At 43.7% G+C, this 19,364-nt stretch carries 12 protein-coding genes; 5 read left to right on the forward strand and 7 right to left on the reverse strand.

All coding sequences use genetic code 11. The features are described from left to right. Nucleotides 1–162: 162 nt before the first annotated feature. From U2P89_RS14145 to U2P89_RS14175, 7 genes are all read right to left on the reverse strand, one after another. The gene (locus U2P89_RS14145) at nucleotides 163–2,565 is read right to left on the reverse strand and encodes a TonB-dependent receptor (RefSeq protein WP_322191701.1); all 2,403 of its coding nucleotides are present in this window, start codon (nucleotides 2,563–2,565) and stop codon (nucleotides 163–165) included. A 221-nt stretch (nucleotides 2,566–2,786) separates the two neighbouring features. Beyond that, the gene (locus U2P89_RS14150; RefSeq protein ID WP_076928542.1) at nucleotides 2,787–3,119 is read right to left on the reverse strand and encodes a DUF2149 domain-containing protein; all 333 of its coding nucleotides are present in this window, start codon (nucleotides 3,117–3,119) and stop codon (nucleotides 2,787–2,789) included. A 4-nt stretch (nucleotides 3,120–3,123) separates the two neighbouring features. Beyond that, complete coding sequence (locus U2P89_RS14155; protein WP_076928541.1) at nucleotides 3,124–3,720, reverse strand: MotA/TolQ/ExbB proton channel family protein; 597 nt, start codon at nucleotides 3,718–3,720, stop codon at nucleotides 3,124–3,126. Beyond that, nucleotides 3,720–4,403, reverse strand: a complete 684-nt coding sequence (locus tag U2P89_RS14160) for a hypothetical protein (protein ID WP_091904972.1) — start codon at nucleotides 4,401–4,403, stop codon at nucleotides 3,720–3,722. The genes U2P89_RS14155 and U2P89_RS14160 overlap by 1 nt, the downstream gene beginning before the upstream one ends. 91 nt (nucleotides 4,404–4,494) lie before the next feature. Continuing rightward, complete coding sequence (locus U2P89_RS14165) at nucleotides 4,495–8,598, reverse strand: cobaltochelatase subunit CobN (protein WP_322191702.1); 4,104 nt, start codon at nucleotides 8,596–8,598, stop codon at nucleotides 4,495–4,497. Between the two features lie 39 nt (nucleotides 8,599–8,637). After that, nucleotides 8,638–10,845 (reverse strand): TonB-dependent receptor, encoded by a 2,208-nt coding sequence (locus tag U2P89_RS14170; RefSeq protein ID WP_322191703.1) that lies wholly within the window; start codon nucleotides 10,843–10,845, stop codon nucleotides 8,638–8,640. A 79-nt stretch (nucleotides 10,846–10,924) separates the two neighbouring features. Further along, complete coding sequence (locus tag U2P89_RS14175) at nucleotides 10,925–11,530, reverse strand: HmuY family protein (protein WP_313381646.1); 606 nt, start codon at nucleotides 11,528–11,530, stop codon at nucleotides 10,925–10,927. Between the two features lie 237 nt (nucleotides 11,531–11,767). Between U2P89_RS14175 and U2P89_RS14180 the strand changes: the two genes are divergently transcribed. The 5 genes from U2P89_RS14180 (at nucleotide 11,768) to U2P89_RS14200 (ending at nucleotide 19,220) form a co-directional block, all read left to right on the forward strand. After that, nucleotides 11,768–14,680, forward strand: a complete 2,913-nt coding sequence (locus U2P89_RS14180) for an ATP-binding protein (protein WP_322191704.1) — start codon at nucleotides 11,768–11,770, stop codon at nucleotides 14,678–14,680. 214 nt (nucleotides 14,681–14,894) lie between these two features. After that, nucleotides 14,895–15,281 carry a hypothetical protein gene (locus tag U2P89_RS14185; RefSeq protein WP_139233484.1) on the forward strand — a complete coding sequence of 129 codons (387 nt, stop codon included), beginning with the start codon at nucleotides 14,895–14,897 and terminating at the stop codon, nucleotides 15,279–15,281. 112 nt (nucleotides 15,282–15,393) lie between these two features. Beyond that, on the forward strand, nucleotides 15,394–16,044 hold the full coding sequence (rpe, locus tag U2P89_RS14190; RefSeq protein WP_091904959.1) for a ribulose-phosphate 3-epimerase: 651 nt from the start codon (nucleotides 15,394–15,396) through the stop codon (nucleotides 16,042–16,044). Between the two features lie 117 nt (nucleotides 16,045–16,161). Beyond that, on the forward strand, nucleotides 16,162–18,126 hold the full coding sequence (locus U2P89_RS14195) for a ComEC/Rec2 family competence protein (protein WP_091904956.1): 1,965 nt from the start codon (nucleotides 16,162–16,164) through the stop codon (nucleotides 18,124–18,126). 20 nt (nucleotides 18,127–18,146) lie between these two features. Next, complete coding sequence (locus tag U2P89_RS14200; RefSeq protein WP_416188644.1) at nucleotides 18,147–19,220, forward strand: DHH family phosphoesterase; 1,074 nt, start codon at nucleotides 18,147–18,149, stop codon at nucleotides 19,218–19,220. The last annotated feature ends 144 nt before the right edge of the window (nucleotides 19,221–19,364 follow it).

A 19,364-nucleotide genomic window follows, 5' to 3' on the forward strand; every position in this document is an offset into this window, starting at 1 on the left:
TATTACGGTGTATGGAACTCGCAATAATCATGTTCTTTTGTGCAAATAGTTCAGATGCTCGTTTCATATTATTTTAGTTTTAATTGATAATATTTAATTATTTAAGTAATTTGAAGTTTGTATACATAGGAACCGATCCAATCGATCCATTACAATTTTATTTTACAGAGAAACCCTCAGTTTACCGTAGAATGCCCTGCCCGCCTTTTGCAAGCTAAAGTTATCATACAACTTTTCATCAGTAAGATTCTGACACTCGAATGAGATATTGTAACGCCCCTCTTTCAGAGAGTAGGAGACACTCACATTATGGGAGAACTGAGTAGGTACAACTGATTTACTCTCGCTACTGCCCAGTGCCTCCGAATAGAGGGGAAAACTCTTTACATAGAAATTATCGTAAGAAACCGTCAGCACATTCCCTTTCGCACCCAGGTCGTGACGGTAAAAAGTAATATCCGCATTAGCAAAAAGATAAGGGACATTGGGCATACGGGCTTTATAAGTATTACTGGGTGAGCCGGTAATGGTTGTCGCTACATTATCGCGTGTATTGATTTCGGTGAAGTTTCCTCCCACGCTCAACAGATTTGAAAAATTGTAGCGCGCAGTAAGGGTATACCCTTTCGTAAGCACTTTACCGTGGTTGACATAGGCAGCACCATAGAGTCCACCGCCCAGTCCCGTGATATTACGCTGGATATAATCCTTTATATCACGGTAAATCAATCCCCCCTCCAGGTAAATGGCATGTTTATCAAATGACTCATCAAGACTCACATTGAAGTTGATATTATGGCTGTTCTCGGGCTTGATCGCTATATCTCCGGTTTCCAGGTCTTCATCGCCAAACATTTCATTATTGGTAGGCAGGCGGTACACCTTCTCATAAGATATCTTGGCCTGTAAATTATCCATGATAAAATAGGTCCCGGCCGCACCATAACCGGTAGTGCTGATGGTTTTAGTGGCCCGTACAATTTCATCAAGTGAAGAGGAGGTAGCTATCGGGCCTGCCACATACTGATAGTAATATTTACCGAAGAGCGATGCATTCCATCTATCGTTGGGCATAAGCTGGTAAGAGAGACCGCTGACATTCTTCTGCGTTTCTTTGGGTATCGGGTCAGGGCCGGATCCGGGTGTCAGAAGCGACCTGTTGGAACGCCTGAAGGAGTTGATAATATGGTTGAATGTAAACGAATGGATATCCTTTAACCGGTAACGGGCAGAAACCGTTCCATTCCAGTTATTATTGTCTGATCGTAGATGCATGTATGACTGCTCCCCGGGCGTACCGGTCCGCAGACGTTTTTCTCCCCGCCAGTTAAATTCATAAGAGGAGGTATCTACATTATGCGTATTGTTTTTATTGTAGTTGGCCGTTAGCGTCACATCCAACCCATCCACAAACATATTCCGTTTGCGGTATTCGAGCGACGGCATCACAGAATGGCCCTTGCGGTATTTGCCACCAAAAACGATCTCCTGGCGTACGCCTGTCTGCAACTCTTTATATACCTGTGAATAAGTGACCCCAAATATCAACCGGTCTGCCCACGGTTTATCTACCAGACCGACTTTTCCTGATATCGCTTCATTATGAAAAGTATCATGGAACCGTTTTACATGCTCAATCTTTGATCTGTCGGTACTACTACCTCCATCCGGCAAGAACTCTTTTACCGGCGTATCCACATAGTAATTATTATCGGAATAGTTTTGAAATGCATTTACCTCATAAGTCAGTCCGTTATCAAATGTTTGTCCGAAATTGAAGTAAGACTTATGGGTATTGAACGAACCATACGAATAGGAGGCATCGAGATGCCATTTCCTATTAAAACCTTTCCTGGTCACAATATTGATTACGCCGCCAATGGCATCGGTTCCAAACTCTACGGGTACTACCCCCTTGTATACCTCTATACGCTCGGCATAGTTTACAGGGATATTATTCAATCCGAACGATGCTCCCACACCTTCCTGAGGAACGCCGTCGATAAAGACTTTCACATGTTTCCCACTGAAGCCGTCCATCATAACCTGCATTTCAGATCCTACCCCACCGGTTTCGCGGATCCTGACACCAGACACCTTATTGAGCATGCCCGACAGATTAGTCGTTAAATTATGTTGTACCGTGGCATCCAGCGCTACGGCATTGTATGCCGACTCATTAATGCGTTGTACGGAAGATTTGGCTTCTATCACCACCTCCTGGAGTGCATATCTCTTCTCAGCCAACTCTACCGAAATCGTCATTCTCCCGCCCGGTTGCACGGTGATGGGTTGTTCATGTGTTTCGTACCCCATCATTTGCACACAAAACGTGTAACTCCCCGGCGCAACCTGCAAAAGGAAATCTCCCTTAATGTCCGATTGTGTACCCTGCTGGGTTTCTTTTATGTAGACGGTAGCAAACTCTACCGGATCACCTTTACTATCCTTTACGCTTCCCCGAATAACGGCCTGGCGGTCTTGTTGTGCAAATAAAGAATGAAAAAAGAAAATGAAAACGATTATCCCGGTCAGCCTTACATAAAGACTCTTTAATTGATTCATTTTTTATATTAATGGAATTACCTAAAATTTTAGGACAAAGATATAGGCAATAACATAAGGCATCAATTGCAAGAAATGAGTATTTTTCCGGTAGAAAATAACCATATATACCCACAAATGATAGAATTTGCAGGTAGAACATAGGCAAATACCCCTATTATAGTAACAACAGAGATTGATTTGAGCAAGCGTTTTTGTTAAGCTAAATGAATAAAGACGTTCTATTCAGGCACATAAATTATTTCACCGTTCTCGAGTTCATAAGCCACCCCTACCCTACGACCTTTAGAGCCTGATGACTGATCGTCTGAGGGGGTATATTTATTGATTTTATTTCCTTCTTTAGTGATGATCTCCATGTTATCTTTGCCGGGATTCTTTACGATTGTATAATCTTCCTGCGTAAAGATTTCAGTCATATTCATATGCATCACCATGGCAACCATCAACGCCACAGCAAATACCATCGCTACGTCGAACAGGTTCACGATAACGCTTAGCGGATCGGTATCCTCTTCGCCTGAAAATTTGCTGATCCTTCTTTTTCTGCTCATGATATCAATTATTTTTTTCGGTTAAAATGCGGGAAACGTAATCGAGGTTATTCACATCTTTTGCATACCAACGTTGTTTGGTTTGTAATGTAACCAGTCCGATTGCGGATACCACAAGTCCGACGACCGTAGTAGCAAAAACCACTTGCATATTATACGCCATACCCGAAATATCTCCGGTGGAAAGTCCCACCAATGCCGGGCTCATGGCGATAAGCGTTCCGATCAGTCCGAGTACGGGTCCCATTTTGGCAAGCATCTTCGAGAGAGCCAGGTCTTTATCAGCCTCGTTCTCGAAATTCGAAATCAAGAAATCGGAGTATGCCTCGCTCGGAGGAGTGGTCAGCAAGTCACGCAGATACTTAATGAAAAGCGAATTGTCGTTTTTGGGAATAACAGCTTTCAATTCGTCCATACTGAAATTCGACAACTCCTTGATTCTATTCCCTATCGCCTTGTCATTTTTCCGTTTGGTCATGAACTGGTCGTAAAAACTGCCGATGAGCAGCAATGAGCGCCCAAAAAGGAACAACAAAATAATAATATCGGGTATCAATAGACTATTGGCTACCCAGAATAACGTTTTTGAAATAACTTCCATTATTTGAATTTTTTAAACTTCCACTTATATTTGTTCCAGATATATCCTATTGCGAATAATACCACAAACAGGCCAATAGAATAGAGTATCGCCCGGATATTTAGCGGCTCTTTTGCCGCTGTGTAGGTGACATTCCCATTTACGGTTGTCAATAATCCCAATATGGCTACAAACAGGCTTACGAGAAAATGTACCTCCAGCCGCAACTCCTTTTCCGGCAGAAAAAGTTGGATACCATAAGAAGCAACAGGAATAACAACAAGGGTAATCCCTGCAATGGTATATGCAATCGTACCGAAATTGGCGCCTGAGAGGCTGAATATAGCTTGTGTCAGCATATAAAACAGTACAGGGAACAACAAAAGGCTGGGATACCAGTATAATAACCGTACCCAATGCTTTTTCTTCTTGCCGAACATGGTCATCAACGCGGCAAAGCAAAAAGCAAAACAAATAGCCGATTCTACCGTGATGAGCACGGCCATATCCTGCAATGCCTGACGGTTCGAGAGATAATCGTGCAACTGCGTTTTGGACTGGACAATAGCATATTGTTGTGCCCAAATCACAAAAATCGCACAAATAATCCCAAAAATTACCGTCTGCCACCATTTCCAGAAACTAAGCTTCAGGATAGTGTTGATAATGATGAACAGGATCAATATCTGGATGATGATTTCCATCTTCTTTTGAGATACAAGAGCCAAGAACCAAGACTGTATTAATCTACCGGATGTGTCTTGATTCTTGGATCTTGGTTCTTTATTCTAACAATTAGCTCCTCCTTTTCCGCCGTAAAATTAGTAAAAGAATGACAAATACCACAAGTACTACCGTGGCAACAATGATTCCGTTGAGTGAATTCTTTTCACCGTTCTCAATTTGCCCAACCTCCTGTTTTTTGAGGACTGTTCCCGCCGGGGTTACGCTCGCATCGGCTCCGGGGGTTTTCATCGCACGGATCTGCCTGTTATAAACCTGGGCATCGGAAGGATTTACAGTCTGAGCAATGTAATCCTGCAGTTTGGTATTTCCTCCGGCAAAACCCGAGCCGGTCGAACCGAACTCTTTTACCAGATCGGTATGCAGTTTGGCAATATCAGCAAGCTGTTCGGGCGTGGCTTTCCACATACCTTTCCGTGCGGTTTCCATCATAATGGCAGTTACTTCCTGCAATACAGCCGGGCTTTTTTCCCTGAAAAACGCTTCCGTACCCAGATCGAATTTATCTTTTACATATACATCGTAGAGTTCATCCCATAATTCATTATCGATGACATTAGGTTTAGTAACGTTCCATCCGAAGGTATTGGTCACCACTTCGGTAATCTGTGTAGCGCTCGACGCGCCACCTTTCATTACCTCCTTGATATATTCGGGATTGAGTATGGTGGCACGCGATTCAACACCGATGGCCTCTTTCAGATCCTGCATTTTGGCATTATTACGGTTACGGTAATCGGCAAAATAGGCGTCAGGGTCTTTACCGGTCACATTGCGGATAGCAAGATTCATCCCGCCCATAAATTCGTATACATGGTCGAGGCTTAATGCACCCCAGGTATTGTTCTGACGCGGTTGGACAATCACATCCGTATTACTGAGAACAGTACGGAGAAGTCCTGCCTGGAATTCGCCCCAATTCTTATCGCTTCCATAATCCGCCCCCATATTATTGATATAGGCATCGGCAATTTCTTTTTCCGATTCCCATTTATCGCTGCTGGTAATCATTTCCTGAATACCTGTACCATACATACCGTTGATCCCTCCGAATACGCGGCGGGTAGACATGACGCGGGCATCTTTGGGCGATATACCCTGTTCAACCAACTGGCGTTCTATCTCAACGGTACTTTTCGACACGAGGTTTTCATACTTTTCATCTTTTGCCGCCGCAGCCATTTCTACAGCTCTCGAAATAAGCATCAGACGCGATGCGGCCAGATCGCGGAATTGTCCTGATGTCTGTATGACCACATCGATACGCGGACGTCCCAACTCTTCGGCGGGTATAAGCCGAAGTTCGGAGACCCGACCGTAGGTATCACGCACCGGCTCAATACCCAGCATATACAACACCTGGGCAATGGTGGTGCCTTCACTTTCGATAAACTCACTGCTCCAGAAGGTATAACTCACCTTACGCGGATATTCGCCATGCTCCTTATGATATTGCTCAAGCGTGGTTTTTACCAGCGCAACACCTCTGTCCCATGCTACTTCCGACGGGGTAGCCTCGGCATTGACAGAGTAAAGATTCCTACCGGTAGGAACAGCATTGGGATTCGCTACCGCATCACCACCCGAAGAAGGTGATACATATCCTCCTGACAACGCATTGAGCATCGCTTTAAACTCCAATTCGGGGCTCTCTTCCAACGCCGATTTGTAGTGGAGAATATTGCGGATAGTACGTTCAATCTCGGCTATCATACGGGCTTTTTCCTTCTGTTCCTTAGTATATTCATGCGTCTGGGATTGTCCCGGCATATCCGCTCCAGCCGCCATCGCAGCCATACCTCTTTTGGGTGGATTCAGAATAGTTTTACTCTCTCCCAGCTCTGCAGCGGTAATCCCTGCTACCGCACATACGAGTTCATCATCGACGGTTTTTCCGGCCAGGACCTGATTGACCAGATTTTTTGCCGGATCAAGGTACGCTTGTGTGAAGAATGTTTTGCTCTTCAACTGGTTTTCGGTTACTTTTCCTCTTTGTTTATCGAGAGAGGAGAGGCTGTAAGCAATCGGATCGGCGCTCATAGCCAGCACGGTAGATTTTATTTTCTCCGGGGAATAGGGTTCACCCGAAATATAAAGTTGACCGTTTATCTTTTCATTGGCTATTTCTTCTGCGTAATTCTCTATCCTTTCTATTTCTTCGATGGTATATGGCTGGGAAATTACGCTGTCCAGACGCAAATCGCGGTGGACACCCATCGCCACAGCAATCTTCTTAACCTCTAACGATGCTGTGGGTTGCTGTGCTTCACCGGTTCTATAATATTCCCGTATCTTATCCTGTAACGATTTGAACTGCGAACGGGTATTGCTCTCCGTGAAAGCAGGAGTAAGATAAGAGATGGTGGTAGCATACGAACGCCGTTTTGCCATCATGCTTTCACCGATATTACCGATAGTGTAATAGTAAAAGTGGGGAATGGTACCGACTAAACGGTCGCCCCAGTCGTTACTGCTCAGCGCCACCTGTTTTTGTGGTGTGAACTCAAGGCTGCCGTGTGTTCCGAAATGGATCAAGGCATCAGCTTTAAACCCGAACTGAGTCCATAAATAAGAGCCGATATAGGTGTGTGGTGGGGGCATTTTCGCCCCGTGAACGATGGCAAAATCATCATCGCCCAACGCCGCCATGGGTTGAGGCAGCAAAACTATATTCCCCAGTTGTATGCGGGCTACGGCAAGGTATTCTTCACCGTTTTCCACAACACTCATATAAGCCCCGGGCGCTTGACCGTACACATCGGTCACTTCTTTATATAATTCTTTCGATAAGGTTTGGTTTACCCATCTTTCATAATCCGGCTTTTTAACCAGTTGCGGATGACCGTTCTTCAGGAAATCGTCGAAAGCCCCTTCGGCATAAGTGCTCAACACCGAACCTTGTGTCATCAACAGATTCTCGAACTCTTTTTCGGTTGCCGGGAGGTTATCCACCTTGTACCCTTCGGCTTTTAAACGCTTCAACAGGTTATAGAGGGCAGGCACGGTTTCCAGACCCTGTGCTGCCAATGTTTCCTGACCAGCTCCTTTAAAATAATAGATAGCGACTTTTTTTTCCGCATTCTTCTTATGTTTGAGGGCGATCATGTTATTGACAATCGCCGTAAAACTTTTAAGCCTGTCAGGGATTGTTCTGAAAACATAAAGATCCTCATTGTTTTTTTCCTGGGCTACCAGGGAATAAGGATAAATGGCGCCATCAAGTTCCGGCATGACGATGGTCTGTCCCATAAACCCGCCGAACATTCCCATAGGATCTTTCATCCAGTCTTCTTTCAGTTGCAGAATAGTAATCGGCGTAAAAACAGGAATATTCCGGCTCTTTAACCATTCCACGGCTGCATCCGGCTGTCCCATCAAAAGACGTCCGTGTGGAAAATAAACCACCGCATCGGGATTCACCTGTTCCAGGAAATCCATGCGTTTTGTCATTGAAGAGATGGGGTAGACATTCAATCCCGAATTCTGCAGCGACACGATCAGGCTGTCCAGATGTTCTTTATTACCACTGAACGGATCATGAATACCGGCAATAATGGCTACCTTATCGGCTCCGTCCTTGTAAAAGGCCTGCTTTTTGAGATATGCCTCATATTCATTCACCTCTTCGAAAGACACATTCTCATCGATATGAAAAAAAGCATCAGACACACTTTCCACTGCAGGCTCTGCCTCGGTGGCAAACAGGATTTTCCTGTCTATATTCCGGCGTATATAACGCGCCATATTCTGGTAATTGGCCTTATTACCGCTGCTAAGATAACCGGATATCTGCTCTAAATCCGTACTGTCCAGGTTGCAGATATTATTTTGCGGATTGGTTACGGCAAACATATAAACCGGCGTTCCTTTGTCTGCTGCCGATTGGATCTGTGCACGCTGCTCTTCCGATACTTTCAGCCCCATACCGAAACCCAGCACGAAATCATAATTTTTCAATTTACCGACCTCTTCCACCGAAACCTCTTCGAATTTTATAAATTTATCGGCGTTCGATAACGAGATATTCGATACCTGAAAAGACTGGAAATTAAACAAGGCGATTCTGGTGGGGGCAGCCATTTTCTGCCAGGCTATCCATCCTGCAGCAATAATGACCAGGGCGCATAAAGCGATGAGCGTATATTTCTTTTTCATATAGATATAAACTATTTACTGTTTTTTGAGGATGCTTCCTTATAACTTCCATTTTAACCCGATATAATATGTTCTTCCGGGCGATATACTCGAATAAAAACTTGAAAATTTAGGCTTATAATCGAAAAGATTATTTATCCCGGCATTCAACGTCAGGTTGAAAGGAAGCGCCTGTGCAAACGACAAGCGGCAAATAGCATATCCGTCGTAATGCACCTTGTATTCTTCGGAAACTTCCTTCTCGATCCCCGTTTCATTGTCCGTATCCGTAATATCGCCGGTTCCGTAAATATCCATCCCTCCGAAATATTTTCCACTGAGACTGATAGTAGGATTATATTTCCCGAAAACAGGAATGATATAGTCTATCCGCCCGGTGGTCGAAAAGGGACGTATAATCGACCTTTTCCCAAGATTATCGGTCACTACAGAGGAAGCTACTTTCAAAGAAAGGTTGTTGGTTATCTGGCTGGTAACCGATAACTCCGTACTCCATACATTGGCATCCCCAATATTGGCATACAGCACTGTATCCTGGTTTGCCCACAGTGTACTTACCATATCTTCGATAAGGGAATATTGTGTCATGGCAGTGATTACCGTCTTTCCCAGGGACAGTTCAGCAGAGAGGTTGAAGTTATTACTTCTCTCTGCTTTCATATCTTTGTTACCGATAATCTGAAATCCCCCACCATCGGGATGGAACCAATCGGTATATAATTCTTTGAGAGTGGGCGAACGGAAACCGCCTGAATATCCACCCCGGACGGTGAACCGGGGAGTAAACTTAAACATCGCCGATAGACGGGGAGTAAGATGTCCCTTAAATTGTGAGTGATAATCGTAACGCAAACCGGTTACGAGTATAATTTTTTCAGCCAACAGCCATTCCTGCTGGGTATAAACGGCATAAGTCTGCGCGTCACGCTTCGCATTGCTCCCGTCGCTCTCAAACATAAATGTCATCAGATTATCGGAAAAATATTCCGCACCCGCCACCAACGAGTGTCCCGCAGCAAAAGAATGGGTATACATCCCATTGAATCGCTGTTGGGAATTTTCATAGGTTTTTTCTTTTTCGCTCAACAATTTGTAGTATTTGAACTTGTCATATCGATCGAAGTTTCCGGAAATTTGCAAATGCTGGTTATCCGATATTTTGTAATCCGCCTTTACTCCGCCCGAATAGTTGTAATAGCGGTCGGTAACTTTTGTTCCGTCCAAACCTCCGGGATTTCTCTCCTTGAAATAATATCCTCCCTTTGTCTCTAAATGTAACTTCTCAGAGACATCTATCCCTACCCGGGGATTAACACTGTAATCCTTGTATCCGGCGATATAAGTTTCACTTAACGGATATTCCACTTTATCTCCGTTGGCAAACCATTGAGTAAGAGGTTCCCGGTCTTTCAGCAAGTAGGGATCCATCGATTTGAATGATGCCGTCAGGTTTGCATATCCCCATTTTCTGCGTGTGCCTACGGTATAGCGGTAGTTCTGTTCGTTATTACTCCCGAATCTTACATTAGCTCCTGTTTCAAATGTTTTCCGCGGCTTTTGGGTGATAATATTAATCACTCCTCCCACAGCATTGGAGCCGTAGAGGGAAGATGTTGCTCCTTTCACAATCTCGATTTGCTGCACATTGTCCATATCCACCCGGTTATAATCTATATTATCGAACGTTTCGCCCGCCATACGTTCGCCGTCCACCAGAAACAACACATATTTGCCTCCGAAGCCAAGCATATTGATATTAGCATAACCGCCATTGTTGGTAAACTCTACCCCGGGCAGTTCGTATTCCAGTAAATCCCTGAAATTGGTTATCTGCATGCGTTCAATGGCTTTGGACGAAATCATCTGAGTCTGTATAGGAACATTTTTCAGCAACCGTTCGGTACGGGTTGCCGTCACAACAACCTGATCCAGATCAATCGCCTGTTCGCACAGCGATATGGTGATTATCGGACTTTCATTTTTTGAGGGAACGGAAACCGGTATGCGCTTATCCTCATAACCGATCGATGAAACGGCAAAGGTATAATCACCTTCCTGTACTTCTTCAATAACGAATTTTCCCGATTTGTCGGAGATAGCCCCTTTGTTTGTACCAAGTATTCCTACACTGACAAGATGTATACCTTCCTGCGACCTGCAATCAATAATCCGGCCTTCTATCCGCTGGTGCTGTGCGTTAAGCCCAATACCAGTGATAAAGAATATTGCCAACAGTATAATCCTCATACCTATTATCTAAAAACAAGATTGCCTGAACAGTGAAAACTATCAGACAATCTTGCCAATTTTCTCTTATCAAGATCTTTTAGTTGAACCTGGTGCTTCCGCCTGCATTATACTGATATCTGAAGCTAACGTAGCCCGCAGTATTCTTCTCATCTTTGTTGTCATACAACCAGAGTTTTACATAGTTACCGTCTGCGGCTTTCACAACATAGATCCAATTATGAACGGTGTATTTGGGAGGCGGGTTACTTGTATCAACCGTCAGCCACGTTGTAACCGTCTGAGAAAAAGGTTGATCCTCTTCCGTTATACCATCCCCTATAAATGCAGTTGTTATCTTTCCGACCTGGTCTTTTATATAACCACTCGCAGGTGCTTCCGTCACTGCATTCCAATTTGTTTGCTGGGTATTGAGCGCTTCCCCTTTTCCTTTACCTGACGCACCTCCATTCAGGCGGACATCACCCCGATGGAAAGCAATATCCCACGTCAGATCGTTCTGATAATCAGTAACGGTAACAAACTCTCCTTTCGAGAAAGAGAAATATTTCCAATCGGTATATGATCTGACATCTTCAAATTTCACATCTTTTACTTCACCCGGAAGAGCCGGCTCTTTGTCATCCTTATCACAAGCAGCCAAGAATAAGACGCTGAGCAACATTAAAAAACCAAACTTTTTCATTTTCTTATATCAAAGTTGTTATTAATAATAAAAACGCAAAGTTATTGGTAATTAACCGCCACCACAATCCCTAAAAATTATGAAATTCGCGAGGTTTTATCCCCACTTATAGGTATATAAAATAAAAAATAGATTTCACTTATATCCCTGCTCATTTCTTTCCTTTTATTAGTTAAAATTTTAGGTCTTGTTTGCAGATTTGATATTTTGATTACATTTGTGCAATAAATCATAGCAATGCGCTTACAATTAGGATTTTCAAGTCAATACGCTGTCTGCATTTTCAGCGGGATATCTGTTCTTTTAAAAACAGGTGTAATCTTGCTTGTCTTGTTCTTAACTTTTTCATGCGCACAAGACGATAAAAAACCACAATTTTCAGAAGAATACAAGAAAAAATGGGAAGATAAGATCTCGCCGGGTTTCCCTACCGACTCTATACGTATATTACTGGAACAGAGTATTACTTCTCAGGACGAGGTGGCCATTTCCATACTCTGCAGGGAATTAGGGAAACGGATGCGGGAGATGTCCGATTTCTCGAACGCCATCACTTATCATCAACAGGGATTGGTTGCTGCCTACAATATAAAAGACACCATCGGTATTACGGAGGCCCTGAATAATTTAGGTACCGATTTCCGGCGGATAGGTGCCTTCCCGGAAGCCTCCGGGTATCATTACCAGGCACTGCAAATGGCCGAATCCTATTCCGGAAGAAATGAATATAAAGGCAGGAAAAACCGCGTGATGGCGTTGAACGGCATTGGCATCATTTATCTTTCATTCGACAATTATGATGAAGCCGAAAAGCTGCTCCGTGAAGCGCTTGCAGAAGAAAAAGCGTTGAACAGCCCGGTAGGACAAGCTATGAATTACGCCAATATCGGTGTAATTTTCCAGGAAAAACAGATGTATGATTCAGCCTTTATCTATTATCAGTATTCCATGGAGCAAAACCAGGTTGCCCAATCACAGTTGGGAATCGGGTTGTGCCACATCCATTTCGGACATATCCACGAATTGCAGGAGCAATACGATGAAGCGGAACGTGAGTACCAACAGGCTTACGAAATCATGGGAAATATTTCTGACACATGGCACTGGCTGGAAGCCTGTCTGGCGATAGCACGCATCCGGTTGGTGAAAAATGACTTTGCAGCAGCGAAAAAACAGATTGACCTGGCAAAAGAAGCAGCGAATCACATCGAATCGCCGCAACATCTTTCGGAAACATACGACCTGTTGCATCAATATAACCTAAAGCGGGGCAATTTCGCCGACGCACTAAAGAATTACAAACTCAGCGAGGCTTATCAAGACAGTGTCCGTAATGCACAGAAACTAAATCATATCATCGATACACGCGTAAACTACGAGCGTGATAAAAACAGGCAATACATTACCCAACTGAACATCCGGAACGAAATGGAAACCCGGCAGAAAAAAATCATCCTTACGGCTTCTTTTATCATTGTCTTCCTCCTCATACTCTTATCGGCAACGCTTTTTTATGCTTACAGGCATCGCACCAGAAGCAACAAGATACTCCGGAGACTCAGCCGGTTAAGAACCAATTTTTTCACAAATATAACCCACGAATTCCGCACGCCACTCACCGTAATCCTGGGATTAAGCAGACATTTACAGGAAGAGAAAAATTCCACTCACGCCGAGTCCAGCTATTACCTTAAAGCCATAGACCGACAGGGCACACACTTGCTTACATTAGTAAATCAATTGCTGAACATGGCAAAAATAAATGCGGGTATGGACAATCCCGAATGGCAAAGAGGGAATATCTCCGTTTATGTGCAGATGATGGTTGACTCGTTCCGCCTGTACGCGCAAAATAACAATATCAGGTTATATTTTTCCAGTAGCGAACCGGTTATTGAAATGGATTTTGTGCCACACTACATCGATGATATCCTGCAAAATCTATTGTCGAATGCTTTGAAGTTCAGCCTCCCGGGTGATGAGGTCTCTGTATCGGTCTCAACGGTTAAAAACAAGGAGGTCGTACTGCAAGTTACCGATACCGGCAAAGGCATTCCGAAAGAAGAGATAGAGCGGATCTTTGATCTTTTTTATCAGAGCGGTCAATCCGATAAAAAAAGAGGAAGTGGTATCGGTTTAAATTATACCCGTCAATTGGTTGAAATCATGCATGGAAAAATAACGGTAGACAGCGAGGAAAAAAAAGGTTCCGTATTTACGGTAACATTACCGTTACGGCAATCGGAAGAATGGATTTTGCCGGTATGGAACCCAGAAAACAGGCAGCAACCCTCCCCGGCAGAAGCAACCAGGATAACACAACGAAACAGCCGGCTTGTCAGGCCATACGAAAAGGGAAAATCACCTAAAACTAATGTGAACGCGACAATCCTGCTGATTGAAGATAGTGAAGATGTGATACTTTACATAAAAGCGCTGCTTTCACCCAAATACAATACCGTAACGGCCCGGGATGGGGAGGAAGGTTTGAAATTGTCCAACGAACTGGTTCCGGATATAATTATTTCGGATATCATGATGCCGAACAAGGACGGGTTGACATTCTGCAACGACATTCGCAACTCGGAACTGCTAAACCATATCCCAATAATTCTGCTAACGGCAAAAAGTGGGATGGACGACCAATTGAAAGGGTTGAAGCATGGTGCAGATGCATATATACGAAAACCGTTCCATCCCGATGAATTACTGGTACAAATTGAAACGTTGCTCAAAAACCGACGCCTGCTCAAGAAAAAATACATGCGCACAATCTTCAAAGAAGATACTCCCCCGGTAAAGGATGTCAATATGGAATTTCTTCAGAAGACAACAGATATTATTTACCGTGAAATGCATAATCCCGATTTTTCTTCTATAGCGCTTGCAGAAAAGCTGTGTATAAGCCCGTCACAACTTAACCGGAAGCTAAATGCCGTATCCGGCTACACATCATCTCTATATATTACTAATTTACGTGTCGACTACGCCAAGAAGAAATTAATGTCAGAGGATAAATCTATTGCGGACATAGCGGCAGAATGTGGGTTCTACGATGCCGCTTATTTCTCACGCATATTTAAAAAACACACCAATGTAACTCCTTCTCAATACCGGCGTTTACCCGGAGGACGCTCAACACCCGTATGACCGCAGACAACGCCCGGAGAAATTGCACTTTTTATACTCTTAATATCAATAATTTAAATCTATCCCCTGCACAAATAATACAAATACATTTTTTGTTAATGCGTGATTTGTACAAATTTTCGAATGAAAAATCCTAGCATTTCAACCCCCATCCCTATTATGTTTGCGAATGCCCTTTCTTTGGTGAATAACATTTTATTAAAAATCAAGCGAAGTGAAAAAAGTAATTCTATTTTTGAGTGCGGCAGGTTTGGGTGCATTACTTACTACCGGAATGATTTTAGGAGAAAGAAAAAGTTTGCAAAACGAACAGGATATGCAAGGAATCCAAAATGTCAAAGGTGACGACGGAAATACTATTTACAGCGGTATGTTCGCTCCACCTGCCAGCCTCGGTAATATCGGAGATTTCTATCTCCACACGTCTGAATCCAACCTCTATGGCCCTAAAACAACAGACGGATGGGGAATACCTGTCAGCCTTAATGGTACCGAAGTAACAGAAGTCGCCGGAACTCCAGTTTTAGGCAGTGCGGCAGAAGCGATAGCCAATATGAATATAGATGTTATAGGCGATTACTCCTTCTTTACGACCCGGTGAAAGTAAGATCTTTGAAATTGATTTTGATTTTTTCCTTTCAATAGAAGAAGAAAAGACGATTTTGCCCTGTAATCATTTTTTACTAACTTTGAATCTATAAACTTTGAAACGTATGGGCACAATGGTAGCGCCGTCGCTGTTGGCGGCTAATTTTCTGAACCTTGAAAGAGACATCGAAATGCTGAATCGCAGCGAGGCCGATTGGATCCACCTGGATATCATGGATGGAGTTTTCGTGCCCAACATATCCTTCGGATTTCCGGTGATCGACCTCTTGAAAAAAGTAACCAAAAAACCGCTGGATGTACATCTGATGATCGTACAACCTGAAAAGTTTATCAATGAAATCGCTGCTACGGGCGCGACCTACATGAATGTGCATTACGAGGCTTGTATACACCTGCACCGGGTGGTACAGGAGATAAGGAAAAAAGGGATGAAGCCGGGTGTCACCCTGAATCCGCATACCCCCGTCTCGGTACTCGAAGATATCCTTCCCGACCTGGACATGGTACTTTTGATGTCAGTGAACCCTGGGTTTGGCGGGCAACAATTTATTGAGCATTCCGTCAGGAAAACAGCCATGCTCAAAGAGATGATCCTGCGACAGCAAACTTCTACCCTGATTGAAGTAGATGGTGGAGTAAATCTGGAAACAGGTAAAAGGTTGGTAGATGCAGGTGCCGATGTGTTGGTTGCCGGTAGTTTTGTATTCTCTTCTGAGCATCCTGAGGAAACCATCCACCAATTAAAAATGCTGTAAAATCGCCTTTTACCAGGAAAAAGAAGGTATCCGGCTTTTCTTTACAGAGCATTTACCATGGCAGAATGCAGGCAGACATGTTTCTGTCCTATTGCTTAACGAAACAGTCTAATCTTTATGAATGCATTGATCGGAAAAACACCTTTTTTCCGCCTCTTGCTTCCCTTGATTTTCGGTATCATTGCAGGAGCGATTTTTCCCGGAATTCTATCCGTATCGTTACCGACAGCCCTGGCCGGGTTGTCACTTATGCTGTTATCATTTTTTATCCGTCCCGACGATCAATTCAGGTTCAGATGGCTGTTCGGAGCAGGTGTCTGCCTCTTCCTTTTTTCCCTGTCTCTATACCAGTTCCGGCAACATATTGAGTCCGCAGAACTCTCTCCTCCGGATTACGGCCAATATAACCTCGGTGTTGTGCTCGACATCCCGGAGGTGAAACCACGGAGTATTGCGGTTAATGTAAAAACAGCCTCTCCCGGAAAAAAGAAGGTGATTCTCTATTTAGAGCAGACCGACGAAGCCAGGGGATTAAATCCCGGCGATGAAATTGTCTTTCTGTCCAAAGTAGAACCATTCAGGAATTTTGGTAATCCGGATGATTTTGATTATGCCGGATATATGAAGAACAAAGGATTCGCAGGGTCAGGCTATATTCCTGCGGTTGACTGGCAGAAAACCGGTAGAGAGACGAAGAGCATCCCGATTATGACTCAACGGTTCAGGGCCAAGGCACTTGACTTCTATCGTTCATTCGACCTGGAAAACGACGCATATGCATTTATCTGCGCACTTACCCTCGGCTACAAGGTACACCTCTCCAACGATCTGCAAGAGGCATTCAGGGCATCGGGGACAGCACATGTCCTGGCATTAAGCGGGCTACACGTGGGAATCATTTATGCAGTTATCAGTCTATTGTTCTCGTTCTTTGGAAAAAGCGGCTACGGATTCATTATCCGTCAATGGCTGGTTATTTTAACCCTGTGGGCATTTGTGTTCATAGTGGGAATGTCGGCATCAATAGTCCGTGCAGCCATCATGCTTACCCTGTTTAGCTGGGGAAACCTGTATCATCGTAGCGGATTTACCTATAATTCACTGGCTGCAGCAGCGTTTCTTATTCTCATTTTCCAGCCATCTTATCTATTCGACGTGGGATTTCAGATGAGTTTTGCTGCCGTGTTCGCTATCCTCTTTTTTAATCCGTTACTAAACCGGCTCTACCGCCCCCCGAACAAAGTTGTGAAATATATATGGAATCTGTTCTGTATCACCACAGCAGCACAGTTAGGCGTTTTTCCCCTGGTACTTTACCATTTCGGTACATTCCCCACCTGGTTTTTCATCACCAATATGCTGGTCGTACCTCTGGTCGGCATCATTATTTATGTAACTTTTCCACTTATTATTTTTGGATTACTCCGTTCCTTAGAATGGGATCTCATCACGGTGTTGTATACTTTCTTTCAATGGGTAGAAAAAAGACTGATAGAACTATTATTGAGGATCGTTTACATCTCCGAATCGATCCCTTTTGCTCAGATTTCCGACAAAAAAATATCCTTTCTCCAACTTATACTGCTCCTGCTGTTTATTTACTCCTTTACCCGGTTTCTTTTTTCACGCCATGCCCGACCGCTTATTACCTCCCTGGCAGCTTTACTACTTTTTCAGTTTACAGTTACTCATAAAAACCTGACCCGCCCGGCACCGCAACTCACCGTATTCAATAGTCCCGGCCAGAGTGAGATCGCCATTTTTCATAATAACAAACGACATTTTACAGAGATCCCGGAAAACAGCTTTATTTCTCATCCTGAAAAGCGGATTTTCCTGCTATCGGATGCGGATTTCACTACTTATCATACGGATAAACAATTCCCTTTAGATATTCTGATCCTCTCACAACAGGCATCCTTTGATATCGAACAGTTGCTCGCCCTGTTTCGTCCCTCGAAGATTGTCTTAGACAGTTCACTACCCCGTTATGCGGCCGTCAGAATAGCACAAGAGTGTAGAACCCTGGGCATAGAGGTACACGATGTAACGGAAAAAGGCGCCTTTTCGCTAAATTTTTAGTAATTTTGTCGCTCTATCAAATGACAGAGACAAAAATGAATTCTACAGTATCGATCTCAAATGTGATTCAGCCCCAAAAAGTAGAGCAGGTTATGGATGCCATCGCCAAGGCAGAAAAGATCGTCATCACCACCCACCGCTCTCCCGACGGCGACGCATTGGGATCTTCACTCGCACTCTACCATTTCCTGAAGAGAAGAAACAAAAACGTAAAGATCATTGTACCCAACTCGTTTCCCTATTTCCTGAAATGGATGGCGGGAGCCAGGGAAATTGAAGTATATGAATATAATCCCGCTGCCGGGCAACATATACTCATGCATGCCGATCTCATCTTTTCGCTGGACTACAACATATCCAAAAGAGTGGGAGATATGGGACCTTTCCTGGATAAATCTCCTGCAAAAAAAATCCTGATTGACCATCATCTTCTTCCCGGAGAAAATTTCGACATTACAGTATCACATCCCGAAATATCATCCACAAGCGAACTTCTGTTCAGATTATTTTTGCAGGCGGGAAAGTATGAGGAGGTGACACAGGCAGAGGCAGAATGTATCTATTGCGGTATGATGACCGACACCGGCAGTTTTACATACAATTCAAACGATCCCGAGATTTTTGAGATCATCAGCCTGTTACTTCGAAAAAATATCAATAAGGATGCCATTTATTCACTGGTATTCGATAATTACTCCGAAGAGCGCTTTCGCCTGCTTGGATTTACCTTATTGCAACGAATGGAAGTATATCCGGAACTGCATTCGGCACTTCTTTATCTCTCCAAGGAAGACCAGGCTCAATTTCGTTTCAGCAAGGGAGATACTGAGGGTTTCGTGAATTATCCTCTCAGTATCAAGGGTATTTTCTTCTCTACCTTTATTCGGGAAGATGATGATCTTATCAAGCTTTCATTCCGCTCCCAGAAATCTTTCCCCTGTAATGAATTTGCAGCCGATTTCTTTAATGGAGGAGGTCACCTCAATGCCTCGGGGGGAGAATTCTACGGCACTTTTGAAGAAGCAATCCGTGTTTTCAAGGAAGGATTAAAGTCATACGAAGAGAAATTAAAAAGTATGGCAGACAAGCTTTAACCCATTTTTAAGAATAGATAATGTTTATTTCAGCGCAACCTCTGTTTATTTGAAGCAGATTGTGTATTTTTGTAGGCTGTTCAGAATCATAATGTGCTTATCCCGACAAGTCGGGATTAATAAATTAGCACATTAGGCTAATCT

It is taken from the genome of Proteiniphilum sp. (assembly GCF_034331125.1).
In the GTDB taxonomy this organism is placed as follows: Bacteria; Bacteroidota; Bacteroidia; order Bacteroidales; family Dysgonomonadaceae; genus Proteiniphilum; species Proteiniphilum saccharofermentans.